At 72.2% G+C, this 19,167-nt stretch carries 18 protein-coding genes; 11 read left to right on the forward strand and 7 right to left on the reverse strand.

Features of this window, described 5'->3' with window-relative positions:
• Positions 1 to 91 precede the first annotated feature (91 nt).
• From ASF23_RS14650 to ASF23_RS14660, 3 genes are all read left to right on the forward strand, one after another.
• Positions 92 to 787, forward strand: coding sequence for a helix-turn-helix domain-containing protein (locus ASF23_RS14650; protein ID WP_055955217.1), 696 nt, complete (start codon positions 92 to 94; stop codon positions 785 to 787).
• Complete coding sequence (locus tag ASF23_RS14655; RefSeq protein WP_055955220.1) at positions 784 to 1,050, forward strand: hypothetical protein; 267 nt, start codon at positions 784 to 786, stop codon at positions 1,048 to 1,050. Before ASF23_RS14650 ends, ASF23_RS14655 begins: the two co-directional genes overlap by 4 nt.
• Positions 1,051 to 1,143: 93 nt before the next feature.
• The gene (locus ASF23_RS14660; protein WP_082474200.1) at positions 1,144 to 1,917 is read left to right on the forward strand and encodes a DedA family protein; all 774 of its coding nucleotides are present in this window, start codon (positions 1,144 to 1,146) and stop codon (positions 1,915 to 1,917) included.
• Positions 1,918 to 1,967: 50 nt separating this feature from the next.
• On the opposite strand, the gene ASF23_RS14665 is transcribed toward ASF23_RS14660, so the two are convergent.
• Entirely contained in the window at positions 1,968 to 2,171 is a 204-nt protein-coding gene (locus ASF23_RS14665) for a DUF2945 domain-containing protein (protein WP_055955223.1), read from the reverse strand.
• A 122-nt stretch (positions 2,172 to 2,293) separates the two neighbouring features.
• Between ASF23_RS14665 and ASF23_RS14670 the strand changes: the two genes are divergently transcribed.
• On the forward strand, positions 2,294 to 3,352 hold the full coding sequence (locus tag ASF23_RS14670) for a serine/threonine-protein kinase (protein WP_055955226.1): 1,059 nt from the start codon (positions 2,294 to 2,296) through the stop codon (positions 3,350 to 3,352).
• A gap of 41 nt (positions 3,353 to 3,393) precedes the next feature.
• A complete protein-coding gene (locus ASF23_RS14675) occupies positions 3,394 to 4,017 on the forward strand; it encodes a phosphoribosylanthranilate isomerase (RefSeq protein WP_055955231.1) in 624 nt (207 codons plus the stop codon).
• A gap of 27 nt (positions 4,018 to 4,044) precedes the next feature.
• On the opposite strand, the gene ASF23_RS14680 is transcribed toward ASF23_RS14675, so the two are convergent.
• Positions 4,045 to 4,803, reverse strand: a complete 759-nt coding sequence (locus tag ASF23_RS14680) for an HAD-IIB family hydrolase (protein WP_055955234.1) — start codon at positions 4,801 to 4,803, stop codon at positions 4,045 to 4,047.
• Positions 4,804 to 4,865: 62 nt separating this feature from the next.
• On the opposite strand from ASF23_RS14680, the gene ASF23_RS14685 reads away from it, so the two are divergent.
• Positions 4,866 to 5,372: an AAA family ATPase gene (locus ASF23_RS14685; RefSeq protein WP_055955552.1), complete on the forward strand. Its 507-nt coding sequence runs from the start codon at positions 4,866 to 4,868 to the stop codon at positions 5,370 to 5,372.
• 101 nt (positions 5,373 to 5,473) lie between these two features.
• On the opposite strand, the gene ASF23_RS14690 is transcribed toward ASF23_RS14685, so the two are convergent.
• Positions 5,474 to 6,070 (reverse strand): nitroreductase family protein, encoded by a 597-nt coding sequence (locus ASF23_RS14690; RefSeq protein ID WP_055955236.1) that lies wholly within the window; start codon positions 6,068 to 6,070, stop codon positions 5,474 to 5,476.
• 68 nt (positions 6,071 to 6,138) lie between these two features.
• Here ASF23_RS14690 and ASF23_RS14695 point away from each other — a divergent pair, with 68 nt between their 5' ends.
• On the forward strand, positions 6,139 to 7,062 hold the full coding sequence (locus tag ASF23_RS14695) for an AEC family transporter (RefSeq protein WP_055955239.1): 924 nt from the start codon (positions 6,139 to 6,141) through the stop codon (positions 7,060 to 7,062).
• A gap of 165 nt (positions 7,063 to 7,227) precedes the next feature.
• On the opposite strand, the gene ASF23_RS14700 is transcribed toward ASF23_RS14695, so the two are convergent.
• The 3 genes from ASF23_RS14700 to ASF23_RS14710 all read right to left on the reverse strand — a co-directional run bounded on the left by ASF23_RS14700 (position 7,228) and on the right by ASF23_RS14710 (position 11,316).
• A complete protein-coding gene (locus tag ASF23_RS14700) occupies positions 7,228 to 8,064 on the reverse strand; it encodes an exodeoxyribonuclease III (protein ID WP_055955241.1) in 837 nt (278 codons plus the stop codon).
• Positions 8,065 to 8,086: 22 nt separating this feature from the next.
• On the reverse strand, positions 8,087 to 9,427 hold the full coding sequence (locus tag ASF23_RS14705) for a M23 family metallopeptidase (RefSeq protein ID WP_055955244.1): 1,341 nt from the start codon (positions 9,425 to 9,427) through the stop codon (positions 8,087 to 8,089).
• Between the two features lie 158 nt (positions 9,428 to 9,585).
• Positions 9,586 to 11,316, reverse strand: a complete 1,731-nt coding sequence (locus ASF23_RS14710; protein WP_055955247.1) for a hypothetical protein — start codon at positions 11,314 to 11,316, stop codon at positions 9,586 to 9,588.
• A 76-nt stretch (positions 11,317 to 11,392) separates the two neighbouring features.
• Here ASF23_RS14710 and pyrE point away from each other — a divergent pair, with 76 nt between their 5' ends.
• Entirely contained in the window at positions 11,393 to 11,944 is a 552-nt protein-coding gene (gene pyrE, locus ASF23_RS14715; protein ID WP_055955250.1) for an orotate phosphoribosyltransferase, read from the forward strand.
• Positions 11,941 to 14,772: a hypothetical protein gene (locus ASF23_RS14720; protein ID WP_055955252.1), complete on the forward strand. Its 2,832-nt coding sequence runs from the start codon at positions 11,941 to 11,943 to the stop codon at positions 14,770 to 14,772. The genes pyrE and ASF23_RS14720 overlap by 4 nt, the downstream gene beginning before the upstream one ends.
• A 177-nt stretch (positions 14,773 to 14,949) precedes the next feature.
• On the opposite strand, the gene ASF23_RS14725 is transcribed toward ASF23_RS14720, so the two are convergent.
• Positions 14,950 to 15,897 carry an aldo/keto reductase gene (locus tag ASF23_RS14725; protein ID WP_055955255.1) on the reverse strand — a complete coding sequence of 316 codons (948 nt, stop codon included), beginning with the start codon at positions 15,895 to 15,897 and terminating at the stop codon, positions 14,950 to 14,952.
• Positions 15,898 to 16,121: 224 nt separating this feature from the next.
• On the opposite strand from ASF23_RS14725, the gene ASF23_RS14730 reads away from it, so the two are divergent.
• Positions 16,122 to 17,600, forward strand: coding sequence for an alpha/beta hydrolase (locus ASF23_RS14730; RefSeq protein WP_055955258.1), 1,479 nt, complete (start codon positions 16,122 to 16,124; stop codon positions 17,598 to 17,600).
• Positions 17,597 to 19,141, forward strand: coding sequence for a GMC family oxidoreductase (locus tag ASF23_RS14735; protein ID WP_200919372.1), 1,545 nt, complete (start codon positions 17,597 to 17,599; stop codon positions 19,139 to 19,141). The genes ASF23_RS14730 and ASF23_RS14735 overlap by 4 nt, the downstream gene beginning before the upstream one ends.
• Positions 19,142 to 19,167 lie beyond the last annotated feature (26 nt).

A 19,167-nucleotide genomic window follows, 5' to 3' on the forward strand; every position in this document is an offset into this window, starting at 1 on the left:
GTGCAGCGAGATCGTTGCAAAGAGACCACTGCAAAGACCTGATTGCAAAGACTTGCTTGCAAAGATGTCTTTGCAGCGGTACCTTTGGATCATGAGCGAATCACAGACGGCCGGTGTCGAGGCCCTGAAGGCACTCGGCCACCCCGTCCGCGCCCGGCTCTTCAACCTGCTGTCCGTGTACGGCGCCGCGACGGCGACCGACCTCGGCAAGCGGATCGGGGAGTCGAGCGGGTCCACGAGCTACCACCTGCGGCAGCTCGAGAAGCACGGGCTCGTGATCGAGGACACCGAGCGCGGTACCGCCAGGGAGCGCTACTGGCAGCGCATCCCGGGTCCGGTGGAGATCGGTTCGCCCGAGATCACCGCGACGCCCGCGGGTCTCTCCGCCGTGCAGATGGCCGCGAGTGCGCTCAACCAGGTCGAGGAACAGCTCGTCCGTGACTTCATCAACTACCGCTCCGAGGAACTCCCCGAGGAGTGGCAGCGCGCCTCCGACGACTCCAGCGCCTACATGTGGCTGACCGCCGAGCAGACGGCGCGACTGGGCGCAGAGGTCCACGACGTGATGGAGCGCTACCGGGCCGAGGCCGCAGAGGTCCCCGGGGCCGCCCGCGTGTTCCTCAAGTACCGGGTCTTCCCCGTCGCACTCGAGAACGAACCGGAGCCGGACCTCCTCACCCGCCCCATCGAGGTCGTCGGGCAGTCCCCGATCGACCTGGGCAGCACCGCGTCCGCCCCCACCGCATCCGACATCCCCACCGACTCTCCCGAGGAGCAGCAGCCATGACCGCGTTCCACCACCCCGCCACGATGCCCGCGGGCACCATCGGCACCGTCGACCGTGTCGTCCACCGTGTCGACACCGCCATGGTCCGCTGGAGCACCCGGCGCGCCGAGCGTTCCGCCGCCCGTGACGCTCGCGTCCGGACCCACTCCACGGCGACGTCGATCGCCATGACACCCGAACTCCGCCGTGCGGTCCTCGCCGACCGCACCGCCCGCGAACTCGCCGGCGCCCGGGCAGCAGCCACGCTGATCCCGCACCGCTAGGCGAACACCCGTGCGACCCACGTGCCCGATGGACCGATCCTCCTGGCGGGCACGTGGGTCGTTCGTTCAGCCTCGGTCGTTACCGTCGTCCGCATGACGATCGCCATCGCGACCGCCCCGCGGTTCACCGTCCAGCGTCCCGCAGCCCCGCGCACCGAGCCCGAACCACACACCGAGCCCGAACTGCACACCGAGCCCGAACTGCACACGGCGACCGTCGCGAACGCCGACCCGGGTGCCGAACTCGCTGGGTTCAGCGGCCTCGTGCTCGACCTCATCGACCACCTCGGCGAATGGGGCGTCGGGCTCATGCTCTTCGTCGAGACGGTGTTCCCGCCGATCCCGTCCGAGGTCATCCTGCCGCTCGCCGGTTTCCTCGCGGGTGCCGGGCAGATGGACCTCGTGCTCGTCCTGGTGACCGCGACCCTCGGATCCGTGCTCGGGGCGCTCGTGCTCTACTGGCTCGGCGCCGTCGTCGGGCTCGAGCGCAGCGTCCGGTGGCTCAGCCGACTCCCGCTGGTGGATGAAGACGACTTCCGGAAGGCCGCCGGCTGGTTCTCCGCGCACGGCAGGGCGGCGGTGTTCTTCGGCAGGCTCATCCCCGGCGTGCGGAGCCTCATCTCGCTCCCCGCCGGAGCCGAACGCATGCACCTCGGCACGTTCGCGCTCTTCACGGCGCTCGGGAGCGGCCTGTGGAACGCGGTCCTCGTCCTCGTCGGGGCGGCCCTCGGCACGCAGTACGCGCTCATCGAGGGCTGGTCGGAGTGGCTCGACCGCATCGTCTACGCGGCCATCGCGGGGGTCGTCGTGTTCTTCGTGGTGCGCCGCCTGCTGCGAGTCCGACGCGAGCGGCACGCCGGACGCTGACCGGGCCTCCCGTCCGTGTGCGATCGGAGGCTCCGCCGCGGCGCGAGCCGCTACGCCTTGGTGAGCGCGGACTCCTTGTGCGCCGCCTTGGCCCCGGTCTTCTCCGACTCGACGATCCAGTAGGGGTCGTCGTCGGTGGGCTTGAAGGTCTGCCCGTCGAACTCGAACTCCGAGACGCGCTTCTGCGTGACGGTGCCCGTCGTCGTGCCTTGGGAGGTGTTCCAGTGGACCGTGTCGCCGCGTTCGAGAGCCATGGCGCGAACCCTACCCTCGAACGGGTCACAAGTGGGTAACACGCGGTCCCGAACGTCGCGATATCTGTACCGTTGTCGGCACAGGCCCCCGGTCCAGGGAGCCCCTCACGGATCGGCGTCGGATGTCCCTGACCTCGGCAACGGTGACCACCGACACGGTCCTCGCCGGGCGCTACCGACTGACCGCGGTCATCGGCACCGGAGGCATGGGCACGGTCTACCAGGCGCGGGACGAACACACCTACCGCGACGTCGCGATCAAGATGTTCGCGTCCCCGCAGTCCATGACGGCTGCCGACCGCGTCCGGCAGGAGCGTGAGATCCGGCTGCTCAGCATGCTCTCGCACCCCGGGCTCATCCCGCTCTACGACGCCGGGACCCACGAGCTCGTCGACGGGCCCCACCGGTTCATCGTCATGGAGCTCATCGCCGACCCGACGCTCCTCCGTCGTCTGGCCGACGGACCCCTGCACAACTACGAGGTCGCGTCGCTCGGGGCCCAGCTCGCCGACGCCCTGGCGTACGTGCACGCGCGCGGCATCGTGCACCGCGACGTCAAACCCGCGAACATCCTGATCAGCGACGAGGGCTCCGCCGGGTTCACCCGCACCGTGAAGCTCACCGACTTCGGCGTCGCGCACTTCGTCGACGGGTCGAGGCTCACCGGTGACGGCACCATCATCGGCACCGCGGCGTACCTCAGCCCCGAGCAGGTCGCCGGTGACCCGATCTCACTCGCCACGGACGTCTACTCGCTCGGACTCGTCCTGCTCGAGGCGCTGACCGGCCACCAGGAGTACACCGGCACCGTCATCGAGGCGGCACTCGCCCGGCTCTCCCACGACCCGGTCGTCCCGGCCGACCTCGCACCCGAATGGCGCTCGCTGCTGTCGGCGATGACGGCCCGCGACCCCGCCGAGCGACCCACCGCCGTCACGGTCGCGAGTGTGCTCCGCGGGGGCGACGCACGGGTCACCGGGCCGGTGCCCATCGGTCCGGGACGCGCTGCGCACCGTGAGCGGCACCGGCTGCACCGCAGGGCGCACCGGCACGCCAGGCGAGGCACGTTCACGGCGGCCCGTCGATGGCGTCGGCGGAACGTGGCACTCGCCTCCGCCGCGGGAGCGCTCGTCGTCGGCGCCTGCCTCGGCTCGTGGTGGATGGGCGTCGTCGGCCACTGAGTCCGCGACACCCGGACCTCGGCGAGTGGGAGGATCGACGCATGACCGATGCTCTGTGGATCAAGATCTGTGGCCTCTCGACCCCGGAGACGGTCGACGCCGCGGTCGACGCGGGAGCCGACGCGGTCGGCTTCGTGTTCGCCGCGGGCAGCCCCCGGACCGTGACGGCCGACCTCGCGAAGGAGCTCGTCGAGCGCGTGCCGGACGGTGTCGACGCCGTCGGGGTGTTCCGCGACCAGGAGATCGACGAGATCGTCGGGATCGCGTCCGCCGTGGGGCTCACGACCCTGCAACTGCACGGCGGAGAGGCCGCCTCGGACTTCGCCCGGGCGCGGGACGCCGGGTTCTTCACCATCCGGGCGATCGCTGCCGAGGAGTACCTCGCGGAGACACCGGAGCAGCGAGCGGCCTACGACCACGACCTGCTGCTCCTCGACGCCGCCGTGCCGGGGAGCGGGCGGACCGTCGACCCCGCGGCACTCGCGGGCCACGTGGACGAGGCGTGGATCCTGGCGGGTGGCCTCACGCCGGCGAACGTGCGCGATGTCGTGGCGCGGCTCGACCCGGACGGGGTCGACGTGTCGAGCGGGGTCGAGTCGTCGCGCGGCGTGAAGGACCCCGCGCGCATCCGGGCGTTCGTGGAGGCGGTCCGCAGCGTCGGCTGACGGGCGCGAGCCGCGCCTCCAGGCCGGTCAGCGGAGCGTCGGGATGAGCTCGCGGAGGAACGCGTCGGTGTCCTCCCAGCCCTCGACCGCGTGGCACGGGACGCCGAGGGCCTTGACCGGGTAGTCGTTGCCCTCGGGATCGAGGCGGTCGCCGACGAAGAGCATGTCGTCGAGGGCGACACCGGTCAGCGCCGCGAGCCGGGTCATGCCGTAGGCCTTGTCGATGCCCCTGCGGGTGATGTCGACGGAGGTGGACCCGCCCGAGCGCACCTCGAGGTCGGGGAGCGCGGCCTGGACGGCCCGGCGGAGCGTGTCCTTCCTGCTGCCGGTCGGGTCCCAGGCCTTCTTGACGTCGACGGGCGCTGCCTGCCCCAGTGCGGAGAACGTGATCTGCGACCCGCGGTCCTCGAGGATCGGGCCCCAGGTCTCGGACTCCCAGAGGTCGAGCGCGCGGGCCTGCTCCTCCACGACCTCGAGCGCACGGGCCTTCTGCTCGTCGGTCAGGTCCTCCGCGTACTCGAGGTGCCAGTCGTCGCCGGTCCACCGGTAGTAGCGGGTCCCGCACGTCGGCATGAGGTGCAGGTCGTCGAGCCGCAGCCCCGCGCGCTGGCGGAGCGGGGTCACGAGCTGTTCCTCGAACTGCGTGAAGTTCCCGCCGCTGATCACCGCGACGGGCACGACCTCGAGGAGCTCCGCGAACGTGTCGAGCATCGTGGGGTCGAGCGGGGACTTCGACGGGGCGAGGGTGTCGTCGAGGTCGAAGGCGACGAGGCGGGGTACGGGCATGGCGTCGATTCTGGCAGAACGACGCCGCGTTGCCCGACCGGTCTGCCACTAGCGTGGCGGCCATGTTCATCGTCCTCGCAGGTCTCCCCGGTGTCGGCAAGTCCACGTTCGCGGCGGCGCTCGCACGTCGCGTCGACGCGGTGGTGCTCGCGGTCGACGAGGTCGAGGACGCGCTCCTCGGTGCCGGGCTCCCTGCGGGGTTCACCACCGGGGTGGCGGCGTACGGCGTCGTCGAGCGACTCGCGGCGACACAGCTCGGCGTCGGCCGCTCGGTCGTCGTCGACGCCGTGAACGACGACCCCCGGGCGCGCGAGCAGTGGCACGGGCTGGCGTCACGCGCGGGTGTTGGTGCACGGTGGGTCGAGCTGCGGCTCGCGCCGGGAGACGACCACCGACACCGCCTGGAGGCCCGTGGTCGCCGCTACGCATCACTCCCGGAGCCGGCGTGGGCGACGCTCGCTGCTCGTGGGGACGCCCTCGAGTCGTGGGAGGGGGAGCGCGTCGTGCTCGACGCCGGGCTGGCGGTGGAGGCGCTCGTCGAGGAGGCGCTCCGCGCGCTCTCCGTGTGAGCCGCGCCCGCGCGCACGACACCGCCCTCCGCACGCGGCACCGCCCGGGAGGACGGCGTCTCGGTCGGAAGGCGGTGTCGCGCGCCTCGGAAGCGGTGTCGCTAGTCGCGCGCGAGGACGAGCTCGTCGAGGGACAGGCGCGTCCGCGCGGCGGTCTCGCGCTCAGCAGCCTTCTCGTCGAGCTTCGACGGGTCGGCCACGGTGCCGATCGCGGTGACCGTGACGGGCACGAACCGCTCCGGCAGGTCGAACGCGGCACGGATGCCGTCGACCTCGAAGCCGCCCATCTGGTGCACGTGGAGGTCCTCGGCGTGTGCCTGCACGGCGAGGGCGGCGACCGCCTGGCCGAGGTCGTACTCGGCCCACCGGCGCTCCTGACCGTCCTCGGTCACGGGCTCCGCGATCGCGACGAGCAGTGCGCTCGAACGACCGGCCCACGCGGCGTTGAAGCCCATCAGGTGCTGCTCGATCTTGCGGAAGGTCTCGGTGCCACGGCGTCCGACGACGAACCGGCGGGGCTGGGTGTTCGCGGCGGACGGTGCCCAGCGCGCGGCCTCGAGGAGGGCGTCGAGGGTGTCGTCGGAGATCGTCGCCGTCTCGTCGTACGAGCGCGGGCTCCAGCGCTCCTCGAGCAGGGGGACGAGCGGCTGGCTCGAATCGGTGGAACGGGTGAGGGTGGAGGTCGTCGACGAGGTCATGACGCGTGCAACGGCGGTCGATGCGTCCGCATTCCGACATTCGTCCGCGCGTCTGCGAGGATTGCCCGGTGACTGGCGTCCTGATCGGCTTCGCGATCATCGGCGCGGTGATCGCCGCAGGGTACGTCGTCGGACGCATCGGACTCCTCGGCCCGCACTCGCAGTTCGTCCTGAGCCGTCTCGTGTTCTTCGTGCTGACCCCGTGTCTGCTGTTCACCACGATCGCGAAGGCCGACGTCCACGTGCTCTTCTCGACGATGCTGCTGGTGTCGCTCCTCACCGCAGCCGTGATCGCCGTGCTCACCTGGATCGTCGTCAAGCTCGTGCTGCGCCGGTCGGTCGCGCAGACGACGGTCGTCGCGCTCGCGGCCGGGTACGTCAACGCGAACAACATCGGACTCCCGGTGGCCGTCTACGTGCTCGGCGCGGCGACGTGGGTGGTGCCGATCATCCTGCTGCAGCTGATCATCCTGGCGCCGATCGCGCTGACGATCCTCGACACCGCGACGTCGTCCGGCGGGGGGATCCGGCGGAGGATCCTCGGGCCGGTGTCGAACCCGCTCATCATCGCGTCCCTGCTCGGGCTCGTCGTCGCGATCACCGGGGTGAGGATCCCGACGCCGGTGCTGCAGCCGTTCGAGCTGGTCGGTGCCGCGACGGTGCCGCTCGTGCTCATCGGCTTCGGCATGAGCCTGCACGGGTCGGCACCGCTCCGTGACCCGTCGATCCGGACCGACGTGATCGTGGCGTCCGCGATCAAGCTGTTCGCGATGCCCGCGCTGGCGTTCGTCCTGGCCCGGTACGTGTTCGACGTCTCCGACCAGCACGTGTTCGTCCTGACGGTCCTCGCGGGGCTCCCGACCGCGCAGAACGTGTTCAACTACGCGCAGCGGTACGACGCCGCGGTTCCGGTGGCGCGGGACGTGGTCCTCGTGACGACGATCGGCGCCGTCCCCGTCCTGGTGCTGGTCGCAGCGCTGCTGCACCCGTAGGTCGCGCGGCTGTCGCCGCGTCGGACTGGAGGGACGGGTCGGCCTGGCACCGTCCCTCCAGTCCGTCCGTCGGTCGTCTCCGCAAAACGCAACCTCGGCCGCTTCGCGCAGGGGTATTTCCCTGCGCTACGCGGCCGACCTGGTGTCCCGCGGAAGGGGGCGGGGTCAGAAGATCATCGGGCGGTCGTCGTCGAGGGTGGTCTCGAGGTCCAGGTCGACCGTCACGGGCACGTGGTCGGAGGGGGCATCGCCCTTCCGCTCGTTCCGGTGGATCGCGGCACCGGTCACGATGTCCTGGAACGCCTCGGACCCCATCACGAAGTCGATGCGCATGCCCTCGTTGCGGGGGAACCGGAGCTGCTTGTAGTCCCAGTACGTGTAGCCCGTCGGCACGAGCGGACGGACGACGTCGGCGAGGCCGATCTCCTCGAAGGAGTGGAAGGCGGCGCGCTCGGGTTCGCTGACGTGCGTGCTGCCCTCGAAGACCCGCATGTCCCAGACGTCCTCGTCGAGGGGCGCGACGTTCCAGTCGCCCATGAGTGCGAGGGGCTGCTCGGGGTGCTGCTCCAGCCACGCTGCGGTGCGGTCGTGCAGCCGCGCGAACCAGTCGAGCTTGTACGTGTAGTGCGGGTCGCCGAGCTCCCGGCCGTTCGGCACGTAGAGGCTCCACAGCCGGATGCCGTCGACCGTGACGCCCATCGCGCGCGCCTCGACGGGCAGGTCGTCGCCCTCGTGGCCCTTCAGGAAGCCGGGCTGGGTGGGGAAGTCACGGGTGACCTCCTCCATCGGCAGGCGACTCGCGAACGCGACGCCGTTCCACTGGTTCAGTCCGTGCGCCTCGACCGTGTAGCCGGCGGCCTCGAACTCCTGGACGGGGAACTGCTCGGGCTTGCACTTGATCTCCTGCATGCCGAGGACGTCGACGTCCTCGCGCACGAGCCAGTCGACGACCCGGCCGGACCGGGCACGGATGGAGTTGACGTTCCACGAGGCGACACGCATCCCTCGAATGTACCGGGCCGGCTCAGCGCAACGAGACGCCCCGCGCGGCCATGAACGGCACCGGGTCGGTCGTGCCGCCACCGGGACGCGTCTCGAAGTGCAGGTGGCAGCCCGTCGAGTTGCCCGTCGAACCGACGAGGGCGATCAGGGTCCCCGCACTGACACGCTGCCCGGGCTGCACCCGGAACCCGCCGGCCACGATGTGCCCGTAGGCGGTCTTCAGCCCGTTGCCGTGGTCGATCCTGACGTAGTTGCCGTAGCCGCCGTACCACCCGACGTAGTCGACGGTGCCGGCCGACGCGGCGACGATGCCGGTCGAGCACCCGCTCGCCAGGTCGACGCCGTCGTGGAACGTGCGGACGCCGGTGATCGGGTGGATGCGCCATCCGTAGGAGCTCGACATCCCGCCGCCGCCCGGACGGACCCACCCCGAGCCCGACCCGCTGCCGACGCCCGCGCCGCCACCGGTCGACGGAGCCGGGCCGGACCCGGCCGAGCTGCCGGAGGCTGCTGCTGCGGCCGCTGCGGCCGCTGCCTGGCGCCTGGCCGCCTCTGCGGCGGCGGCCTGCTGGCGTGCGAGCTCGGCCGCTGCGGCGATCCGGATCTGCTCGCCCTTGGCGAACTCCGCCTCGGTGCGCTCCCGCCCCGAGGTGAGCGTCGCGAGCTGCGCCTGGACGCGGGCCTCGTTGTCGTTCTGCTCCTGCACCTGCGTCTGGGCCGCGTCCGAGGCGCGCTGTGCGGCGGCCATCCGGGACTCGGCATCCGCGGCGAGGGCGTCGAGCGCGGTCGCGGCGCGGTCGGCCTGCGCGGTGAGGGACCGGGCGACGGCGGCGTCGGCCACCGCGGCGGTCTCGATCTTCTGGGCGTGCTCGGTCAGTTTGCTCATCGCACCGAGGTCGTAGAGCAGGTCCTCGGCTCCGTTGCCGTCGGAGATGATCGACGCCGTCATCGAGCTCCCGCCCGTCCGCGACAGCTGCGCGGCGAACTGCCCGGCCTGCGCGGCGCTCTCGGCTGCGACCTCGGCGTGCTCGTCCGCTTCGGCGCGGAGCGTCGCCTCGGTCTCCGCCGCCTCGTCCGACTTGCTCTGCGCCTTCTGGAACTCCGTCCCGAGACGCTCGGCCTCGGCCTGGGCGGACTCTGCCCGACTCCTGAGGCCGGTGAGCAGGGCCTGGAGCTCGGCGACCTTGGTCTTGGTCGCCGACTCCTGACCGCGTGCGGCCATGACGTCGTCCCACGAGGGGTAGGAGGTCGCGGCGGTCGCGCGGTCGGACCCGGTGACGAGGCCGCCGCTCAGCACGACGACGCCGGTGAGCGTCAAGGCTGCGGCGAGCGCGAACGTGGCGCGGGCACGGAGAACCGGCACGGATGAACCCAATCGTCGATGGTCGGTCGGGCGGCGCCGTGGACTCCGGGTCGATCGGGGTCCACCGGGGTGCGGTGCCGCTCGGCAACCCTATACGTCCTCACAGGTCGTCCTGCCGAGGCCGCGCCCGCCTGTGGAGAACTCCGCGCCGCCGCGCCTCAGCCGCCGAACCCGCGCTCCCGGATGATCGCCGTCGCGGTGTCGACCACCGAGCCGCGCAGGATCGCAGCACCCCGTGTGCCGGCGTAGTCGTAGATGTCGTACCCGGAGCAGTGCATGATCGCCGCCGGGTCGCCGAGGGCGTCCTGCACCGGCGTCGTCCACACGTCCCTCGTCCCGATGAGCACGTAGGTCGGGTGCGCATCGCGGTACGGGGCGAGGTTCGTCATCCACGCGTAGGCCGAGAACCGGTCGGTGACCTGGAGGAGGCGCACCGAGTCCGTCCCGTAGGCAGCCAGGGGTCGCACGGTCCAGAACTGACCCACCCCCTCGACGGGCCGACCGTCCACCGAGCGCCCCGCGACCCACCGGTCGAGGCACGTGGCGGGTGTGTAGGTCGCCGCCCGGACCGCGCTCACCGTCGTCGGGACGACCGCCACGCCGAGCACGAGCACACACGCCCCGACGATGCCGCACACGAGTCGGAACCCGCGACCGGCACGGTGCAGCCGCGTGCGTCGGACCCGGGTGCGCACGAGCTCGGCGACGGCGACGAGGGCGATCAGCGGAGCGGTGACGATCGGCTCGAGGTACCTCGATGTCTCCGACCCCGCGAGGACCACGCCGACGGAGACCGCGACGACCGTGACCGTCGACAGCACGCACGCCACGAGCACCGTCCGCGCCGTGCGCACACGCCAGGCCCAGACGGTGCCGGCGACGCTCAGCGCGGAGCCGAGGAACAGGAGCAGGAGTTCGACGTCGCCGGCGCTGGTGGCGGCGCGCGCGTCGGTGAGTGCCGCGAACCACCCGAGCGTGGGCACGGCCATCGCGGGGTGCACGTACGTGCTCGGGTCGAGGGACACGAACGGCCCGAGCGGGATCCGGAGCAGGTAGCCGAGCGTCGAGCCGCCGACGAGCGCCACGGCGAGGGCGCCGACCACGCGCCACGGGACACGCCGGGCGACGGCGAGCAGGACGACGGTCACGAGCACCGGCCCGGCGGACCACGGCACGTACAGCGGATCCGACGTGGTCGTCGCGAGGGCGAGCAGGCCGAGCGCGACGAGCGCACCCCACGCGGTCGCCGGCACCGGACGGGAGGCGGTGCGCACCACCCGCAGGACGAGTGCGGCCGTGCCGAGCATCGCGAGCACCGCGCCGTAGTAGTAGGTGCTGAGCAGGAGCAGCGACGCCAGTTCCATGCTCTGCGCGGTCGCGCTGGACTCGGTGAGCACGAGCATGGTCACGACCCCGAGGGCGAGCACGCTCACCGCGATGCGTGCGAGCCGCGAGGCCTCCGGCATCACCTGCGTGGCGATCGCCCGCACGAGCGCGTACACCCCGAGCAGCACGACCACGCCGTTCAGCGCGAGTGCCGCCTGCGGGGTCGTCGTCACGGCGGCGCAGAGCAGGTAGACCGGTACCTCGGGGAAGAAGAAGAGCGTCGGTGACATCGCCCACTCGAACGGCTCGCCGAGTCGGAGCGACCTGGCGACCATCGGCAGGAGCACCGAGTCGCCGTCGTACCAGAGCAGTTGCACGCGCGCGGTCTCGATGACGTGCCGGAGGGCGGCGACCGCCAGCGACAGCGCCGTCAGGAAGCCGACCAGCTCGACGACCGCAGCGCGCACGACGGTGGTGCCGCGTGCCTCCCGGTCGTCCGGCGCCGTGGCGACGCTCCGCCGTCGACGCCCGTCGGGCAGTCGGGAACGGGGCGGCGCAGCCATGTCGTGAGCGTACCGGCGCGTGCCGTGGGACCGCTCGACTGTGCCGATCGGGAGCCCTCGGATACTGTGGTGACTCGTGACGGACGTGCGCGAGCAGTTGATCGACCACATCAAGGCCGAGGCCGTGTTCCACGGTGACTTCACCCTGACGAGTGGCAAGAAGGCGACGTACTACATCGACCTCCGGAAGGTGAGCCTCGATCATCGAGTTGCTCCCCTCATCGGACAGGTGATGACGGCGCTCATCGCGGACGTCCCCGACGTCGTCGCGGTGGGCGGTCTGACGATGGGCGCCGACCCCATCGCCGCGGCGGTCCTGCACCAGTCCTCGGCGCTCGGCCACGACTACGACGCGTTCGTCGTCCGCAAGGAGCCGAAGGACCACGGTCGGGGCCGACAGGTCGAGGGGCCTGACGTCCGCGGCAAGCGGGTCATCGTCCTCGAGGACACCTCGACCACGGGCGGCTCGCCGCTCAAGGCCGCCGAGGCACTCGAGCGCGAGGGTGCGATCATCGCCGCTGTGGCGGTCGTGGTGGACCGGGACACCGGGGCGAAAGAGGTGATCGAGGCCGCCGGGTACCCGTACTTCGCGGCGATCGGGCTGGCCGACCTCGGGCTGGCGCCGTGACCGATCGACGTCCCGAGGACGCTGCGGACGACCCCCGGCCGAGCGAAGACGCTCTGGAGGGACGGGACGGCTCCGGCGAGCCCGCTGCGGACGGCGACGTGGCCGGGTCCGGCGACGTGGCCGGGTCTACCGCCGTGGTCGGGTCCGGTGACGCGGCCGGGTCCGGCGCCGACGGGGCCGCTGCCGGGATCGGTGGCGGGCTGCGGAGCGCGTCGTCCATCTTCGGCGAGGCGAAGCTGCCGGAGAACTGGCCGACGCGCCGCGAGATCCGTGCTGCCGAGCGCGCGGCCCGGGAGTCCGGCGAGGTCGACGTGGTCCTGCCGGATGACGACGGCGCGGAGCTGGTCGACGAGGACGCCGACGACTTCGTGCTCGAGGACGCCCCGCAGCACACGCCCGAGGACCACGGCGTCAGCCCGGAGACTGCGGAGGTCGAGCCGCTCGCTCCCGACGCGGAGGACGACAGCACCCGTGCACTCTCGATGCCCGACGAGCTCGCGAAGCGCTCCGGCCCCGAGGTGCCTCCGCCGTCCGTCGTCCCGCCGACCTCGACCGCGCCGCACCCGATGTCGATCGAGCTGCCGTTCGCTGCCTCGAGCCGCGAGGACCGCGCCGAGGAGACCCGTGCCATCGACGAGGAACGGCGTCGCCACGACCCGGAGGGTGTCGGGCGCGACGACGTCGACTGGCTCGGCCGCGCGACGGGATCGTCACCGACCGACGGCGCGGTGGGCTCCGGCGCGACCAGCCCGGACTCCACCAGCCCCGCCTCGGCCAGCCCCGCCTCGACCAGCCCGGATCCGACCGGACCGGTGGCGCAGCCGCTCGGCGTCGCCCGGACCCTGCCGTCGGACGCCGAGCCCCCGAGCTTCACCGACCTGTTGCGGGTCGCCCCGCCGGCGAGTGGGCCCGCCCCGCAGGCGCACGACGCGAACGCGCCCTTCGACTGGTCTGCGGGCGAGGACCGTCACGACGGGCCTGCCGAGGCCGGGTCCGGGTCCGGACTGACGTTCGACACCACGTCGCTCGCGGTGGGCGAGTGGTCGCTCTCCGACGAGGACGAGGACGAGGCCGCCGTCGTGGACGGTGAGCAGCAGCCCGATCCGTCGGCGCGCGAGACGTCGGAACCATCGCTCGCGGACCTGCTCGGCGTCACTCCTGCGGACACCGTCACGGGCGCGGACACCGTCTCGGACGCGGACGCGGACTCGGACGCGGACTCGGACGCGGACGCGGACGCGCACACCGACGATGCCGGCGATGCCGACGCCGCACCGTCGGGACCCGCCGACCTCGTCGAGCCGAGTGCCGAGGCGAGCTGGTCGCTGAGCGACGACGCCGCGCGGACCGGCGAGGTGTTCGTCGGCGACGTCCCGACCCCGGGTGAGGACACCTCGACACCCGACGACGCCGACCCTGCGGACGACGCCGATCGGGCCGCCGCCGCCCCTGCGGACGACGCCGATCGGGCCGCCGCCACCGAACCAGCCGACGAGCCCGAGCCGACCGACCGCACCGACGAGGTCCCGTGGTGGGCGAAGACCGATGCCACAGCGGCACCACCGGCACCCGCAGCACCGCTCGTGGCCCCCGCCGCCGCGGACGACCGAGCGCCGCACGTGGACGATGACGGACACCTGCCGGCCACGGTGGGCATCGACCTCGACGCCATCGACCAGCGCGAGTGGGACGGTCGCGAGACGAGCGACACGCGCGCGATCGACGCCCTCTTCGGCACGGGCGCGATGCAGGCCGTCGACCCGGAGCCGGAGCCGGAACCCCGCTCGGACGACACCGCCGCCGGCCACACCGCGGCGATCCAGGACGCGACCGCGCGCCCGGACGCCGATGCAGACCCGGTCGGCTTCGGCTTCGGCGCCGCACGGCCCGACAAGCCCGATGAGCCCGCCGAGCACGACTACCTCGACGACGACGACGACGATGACTACGGCGACGGTGAGGACGCCACCGGCACGAGGATGCTCCCCGTCGTCGGTCAGCAACCCGGCGACGGCGGCCGGACCGGTGGCGCCCAGGACGTCCGTCGTCCGGACGGGTTCCCGTTCCCCGCGGCTCCCGTCTCCGCCGGACCCCGTCCCGCGGACTCCCGCCCGGTCGTGCCACCGCGATCCACCGGGGTGTACGGCGCTCCGGCACCCGCCCGTGGGACCGAGCGCGGCGACAACTTCGTCAACGAGGGCTTCGGCCGCCTCGCCGCCCAGGGCCAGCGCGGCAAGCGCCTGCTCATCTGGGGTGCGATCGGGCTCATCGTGGTGCTCCTCGTGCTGGTGTTCTTCATCACGCGGTGGATCATCGGCGGCGACCCCCAGAACCAGCCGGCGCCGAGCCCGTCGTCGACCTCGGCGTCCGCATCGGTGCAGCGGAGTGCGAGGCCGGCCACGAGTGCGAGCGCCACTCCCGAGCCCGCCGCCACCGCGTCGTTCGCCGCGACCGCGGCAGCCCCCGGCGAGCACTCGTGGCGCGACCTCGCGGGTGGCGAGTGCGTGGACCCGTTCAGCGATGCGTGGGCGACGACGGTCACGGTGGTCGACTGTGCGGGGGAGCACCCCGCGCAGTTGACGCACCGCGGCACGATCGACCAGGCGGACTACCCGGGTGCGGACGTCCTCAAGGGCCAGATGGCGACGACGTGTTCAGGGTCCGGGGCGCTGGACCTCTCGGCCGCTGCGAACTACAGCGACATCCAGGTGCAGGGGTCGTACCCGGCCGACCTCACGGACTGGGACGCCGGCGACCACTACTACTACTGCTTCGTCTCACGGTCGTCGGGCCAGCCCCTGACGGGCAGTCTCGCGCCGACCGCCTGACGCAGGTCGCAGGTCACCGGTCACGAACGCGACCACGCACCGGACGGGAGGCACGGGTCGGCCCCGCACCGTCCCTCCCGTCCGTCCGTCCGTCGGCGGATGAGAAGTGCCCATCTGTCGCCGGATCGCTCCGACCCGACAGATGGGCACGCTTCACCAGCGCCGACGGCGCGAGACTCAGGCCGGGACGGCCGCCGACCGGTCGCCGAGCGTCGAGAGCTCGTCGTCGGTGAGCTGCAGCTCGGCCGACGCGAGGAGCGCCGGCAGCTGGTCGAGGTTCCGCGCACTCGCGATCGGCGCGGCCACGTCGGGCTGCGCCTGCAGCCAGGCGAGCGCGACCGTGGCGATCTCGGTGTCGTGCGCGCGGGCGATCGTGTCGAGGGCGTCGACCACCGCGAGCCCCTCGTCGGAGAAGTACCCGCTCACCTGGCCCTCGCGGTCCTTGCCGGCGAAGTCCTCCGCGGACCGGTACTTGCCCGTCAGGAACCCGGCGGCGAGCGCGAAGTACGGCACGACGGACAGGTGGTTCTCGTGCGCGAACGGCGCGATCGTCGACTCGTACGGTTCGCGCGTGACGAGGTTGTAGTGCGGCTGGATCGCGACGGGCTCGGCGAGACCGTGCTCCCGGGCGATCCGGATCCACTCGGCACCGCGCTCGACCGAGTAGTTCGAGATCGCGGTGTACCGGACCAGTCCGTCCTTGACGAGCTGGTCGAACGCGCGGACGGTCTCCTCGAGCGGGGTGTCCTGGTCGTCGAAGTGCGCGTAGTAGAGGTCGATCGAGTCCGTCCCGAGACGCTGGAGCGATGCCCGGGCGGCCGCCGCGACGTTCGCCGCACCGAGGCCGGGGAACTCGGGGTGCTGGGACACCTTGGTGCCGATCACCACGTCGTCGCGCTTGCCGGACTTCCGGAGCCACGAACCGATCACCGTCTCGGACTCTCCGCCCGAGTTGCCCTCGCCCCACGCGGAGTACACGTCCGCGGTGTCGATGAAGTTCCCGCCGCCGGCGACGAAGTGGTCGAGGACGTCGTGCGAGGTCTGCTCGTCGGCGGTCCAGCCGAAGACGTTGCCGCCGAGGGCGAGGGGGAAGACGTGGAGGTCGCTGGTGCCGATGCGGGTCATTGCTGTCCTTCCGAGACGGGGTTCGTGGATCGGTCCACGCTATGCCCGGACCCCGCGGCGCGTCCCAGCGAGCGGTCGGACACGACCCGCCGTGGCCCGGAGGAGGCAGTGCGTTCGGCGGCTCGGGGGACAGCGGGTTCGGGCGGTCCCGAGCGGTGCGACGTAGCGTCGAGGAGACGGCTCCGGTCGTCCCCTCTCCCACGACGACCCCTGGAGGCCGATCCATGCCGAGCGAGCCCCGCCCGACCCTCTTCCTGTTGCACGCCCTCGGCACGAGCCGCCGGGAGTTCGACCTCGTCGGGGCCGCGCTCGACGGCCGGTTCGAGATGGTGCAGATCGACCTCGCGGGGTTCGGGGACGCCTCGACGTCGACCGGCACGACGGTCGAGGACATGCGCACCGAGGTCCTCGAGCGGATCCGTCGACACGGTGCCACGCGGTGGATGCTCGTCGGACACAGCATGGGCGGCAAGATCGCCTCGGCCGTCGCCGCCAGGGTGATGGCCGGCGCACCCGGTGTCTTCGGGCTGGCCGGCGTGGTGCTCCTCGCCGCGTCGCCGCCGGTGCCCGAGCCGATGGACGAGGACCGTCGTGCCGAGATGCTCGGCTGGGCCCGCTCGACCGACGGCCGGCTCGTCGACCACCTGAGCGCCGATGCTGCACGGACCTTCATCGACGCGAACGTCGGCTCGCCCCTCGACCCCGCGCGTGACGACAGCGTCCGGGCCGACCTGCTCCGGGCGTCGCCCGAGGCCTGGACGGACTGGCTGACCACCGGCAGCCGCGAGGACTGGTCGCACGACGTCGGCACCCTCGACGTCCCCGCGCTCATCGTCGCCGGCGGTGCGGACGGCGACCTCGGCCCCGATGCGCAGCGGAGCCTCAACGGCGCGGTCTACCCGGGTGCACGCTTCCTGACGCTCGATGGCGCCGGACACCTGCTCCCGCTCGAACGCCCGGACGAGGTCGCCGATGCCATCGCCGGGTTCTGGGACGACGTCGCCGGACGCGCGCCGATCATCCCCGAGGACGTCGTCGGCACGATCGCGTCCGGACGGACCTCGGCGCGGACCCGCTCGATCCTGGCGGCCAGAGCGCTCGCGGACGACCCCGACCGCGCGCCCGAGGCACTCACCACGCAGCAGCTCGCGACCCTCCGGGCACTCGCCGACCGCGTCGTCCCCCAGGGCCCGTTCGCGGACGGCACCGCCCCGATCGACATCGCCGCCCGCGTGGACGCCCAGCTCGCGGCGGGTGCCGGCGACGGCTGGCGGAACGCGATGCTCCCACCGGACCGCGACGCGTACGGTCTCGGCCTCGACGCGCTCGCCGGGTTCACCGAGATGACGGCCGAGGACCAGGACGCCCGGATCGGCGAGATCGTGGACAGCAGCTTCGTCCCCGAGCACGGCGACTCCGCCGGTGCGGCGGGCGTGGAGCAGCACGGGGCGACCGACGACGGCGACAGCGCCAGCACCGTCTTCTCCGCGGCGCAGATGACGATCTGGTTCGAGGACGCCCGTGTCGACCTCGTCCGCCAGTGGCTCGCGCACCCGGCGACGATGGCCAGGATCGGCTTCGACGGCTTCGCCAACGGCGGCGACGGCACACGGCTCCAGGGGTTCCAGCTCCTCGGCGCCGACGAGAAAGAGGGCTGGGAGCCCCGGATGGAGACCGCGACGAGCATGGAGACCACACGATGAACCTGACATCGATGCGCACGTACGGCGACGAGGACGTGGTCGACGTCGTCGTGATCGGGACCGGCGCCGGCGGGGCACCGCTCCTCGCCACGCTCGCAGCGGCCGGCAAACGGGTCGTCGCCCTCGAGGCGGGCCGGAACTTCGAGCCGGGCGACCACACCCCGGACGAGATGGACGCCGTCGACATCAACTGGATGGGCGAGCGGCTCTCCGGTGGCGACACCCCGACCGCGTTCGGCCCGAACAACAGTGGCATGGGCGTCGGCGGTTCCACCCTGCACTGGGGTGCGTTCACGCCGCGCCCGACGGAGCACGACATCCGCCTCCGCTCCGAGTCCGGCACGGGTGCGGACTGGCCGATCGACCACGCCGAGCTCATCCGGTACATCGAGCGCGCAGAGCATACCGTCGGCGTCTCCGGCCCGGCCGACTACCCGTGGGACCCGACCAGGCGGTACCGGCAGGGTCCGACCAGGCGGAACGCCTCCTCGGACATGATGATCCGCGGTTGCGACGCACTCGGGATCCGCGCGACCGACGCGCCCGCTGCGGTCCTCACCGAGGACGTCGACCAGGAGCACTGGGGACACCGGCACGCCTGCGTCGCGTGCGGGTCCTGCCACCAGGGCTGCCGCAACGCCGCGAAGGGCAGCATGGACACGTCCTACCTGCCGATGGCGGTGGCCTACGGCGCGGAGATCCGTGCCGAGGCGATGGTGCACGGCATCGAGCTCGACAGTGCCGGGCGGGTGTCGGCGGTCGTCTACCGCAAGGACGGCGTCGACCGGCGGCAGCGCTGCGCGGCCCTCGTGCTCGCGGCCGGTGGCATCGAGACGCCGCGGCTCCTCCTGCACACCGGGATCGCGAACTCGAGCGGGCAGGTCGGCCGGAACTTCATGGCCCACGGTGCGACGCAGGTGTGGGGGACGTTCCCGACCGAGATGCGGAGCCACCGCGGGTACCCGTCGTCGATCATCACCGAGGACTTCATCCGGCCCGAGGGCGTCGACTTCGCCGGCGGGTACCTCATCCAGAGCCTCGGGGTCGTGCCGTTGACACTCGCGACGACGATGGCCAGGGGCGGTGCGAAGTGGGGGAAGGACCTCGTCGCCACGATGGACTCCTACCGGTACATGTCCGGTGTCGGCATCAACGCCGAGTGCCTGCCGAGCGACGACAACAGGCTGGAGCTCACCGACGAGGTCGACGAGTTCGGCATCCCGATCGCGCGGGTGTCGTTCAGCGCGGGCGACAACGAGGACGCGATCGACGAGCACGCGATCCGCACGATGACCGCGGTCGTCGAGGCCGCGGGTGCGACCTCGACGACGGTGCTCGGACGGACGGCGCACACCATCGGGACGGCGCGGATGGGCACCGACCCCGGGAGCTCGGTCGTCGATGCCGAGGGTCGGAGCCACGACGTCCCGAACCTGTGGATCGCGGACAACTCGGTGTTCCCGAGCTCGCTCATCGCGAACCCGGCGCTGACGATCATGGCGCTCGGCCTGCGGACCGCGGAGCGGATGCTCGCGTCCTGACGGGGGTGCCGGACGGCACCGGAGGA

Origin of the sequence: Curtobacterium sp. Leaf261 (assembly GCF_001422205.1) — a bacterium.
In the GTDB taxonomy this organism is placed as follows: domain Bacteria; phylum Actinomycetota; class Actinomycetes; order Actinomycetales; family Microbacteriaceae; genus Curtobacterium.

What these genes read in the sequence shown, in the direction of transcription:
- ASF23_RS14680 (WP_055955234.1), bottom strand. Translation starts at nt 4,803, where the DNA reads ATGCCCGTACCCCGCCTCGTCGCCTTCGACCTCGACGACACCCTCGCC.
- ASF23_RS14685 (WP_055955552.1), top strand. Translation starts at nt 4,866, where the DNA reads ATGTTCATCGTCCTCGCAGGTCTCCCCGGTGTCGGCAAGTCCACGTTC.
- ASF23_RS14690 (WP_055955236.1), bottom strand. Translation starts at nt 6,070, where the DNA reads ATGACCTCGTCGACGACCTCCACCCTCACCCGTTCCACCGATTCGAGC.
- ASF23_RS14670 (WP_055955226.1), top strand. Translation starts at nt 2,294, where the DNA reads ATGTCCCTGACCTCGGCAACGGTGACCACCGACACGGTCCTCGCCGGG.
- ASF23_RS14700 (WP_055955241.1), bottom strand. Translation starts at nt 8,064, where the DNA reads ATGCGTGTCGCCTCGTGGAACGTCAACTCCATCCGTGCCCGGTCCGGC.
- ASF23_RS14655 (WP_055955220.1), top strand. Translation starts at nt 784, where the DNA reads ATGACCGCGTTCCACCACCCCGCCACGATGCCCGCGGGCACCATCGGC.
- ASF23_RS14675 (WP_055955231.1), top strand. Translation starts at nt 3,394, where the DNA reads ATGACCGATGCTCTGTGGATCAAGATCTGTGGCCTCTCGACCCCGGAG.
- ASF23_RS14730 (WP_055955258.1), top strand. Translation starts at nt 16,122, where the DNA reads ATGCCGAGCGAGCCCCGCCCGACCCTCTTCCTGTTGCACGCCCTCGGC.
- ASF23_RS14665 (WP_055955223.1), bottom strand. Translation starts at nt 2,171, where the DNA reads ATGGCTCTCGAACGCGGCGACACGGTCCACTGGAACACCTCCCAAGGC.
- ASF23_RS14660 (WP_082474200.1), top strand. Translation starts at nt 1,144, where the DNA reads ATGACGATCGCCATCGCGACCGCCCCGCGGTTCACCGTCCAGCGTCCC.
- ASF23_RS14735 (WP_200919372.1), top strand. Translation starts at nt 17,597, where the DNA reads ATGAACCTGACATCGATGCGCACGTACGGCGACGAGGACGTGGTCGAC.
- ASF23_RS14725 (WP_055955255.1), bottom strand. Translation starts at nt 15,897, where the DNA reads ATGACCCGCATCGGCACCAGCGACCTCCACGTCTTCCCCCTCGCCCTC.
- ASF23_RS14710 (WP_055955247.1), bottom strand. Translation starts at nt 11,316, where the DNA reads ATGGCTGCGCCGCCCCGTTCCCGACTGCCCGACGGGCGTCGACGGCGG.
- ASF23_RS14650 (WP_055955217.1), top strand. Translation starts at nt 92, where the DNA reads ATGAGCGAATCACAGACGGCCGGTGTCGAGGCCCTGAAGGCACTCGGC.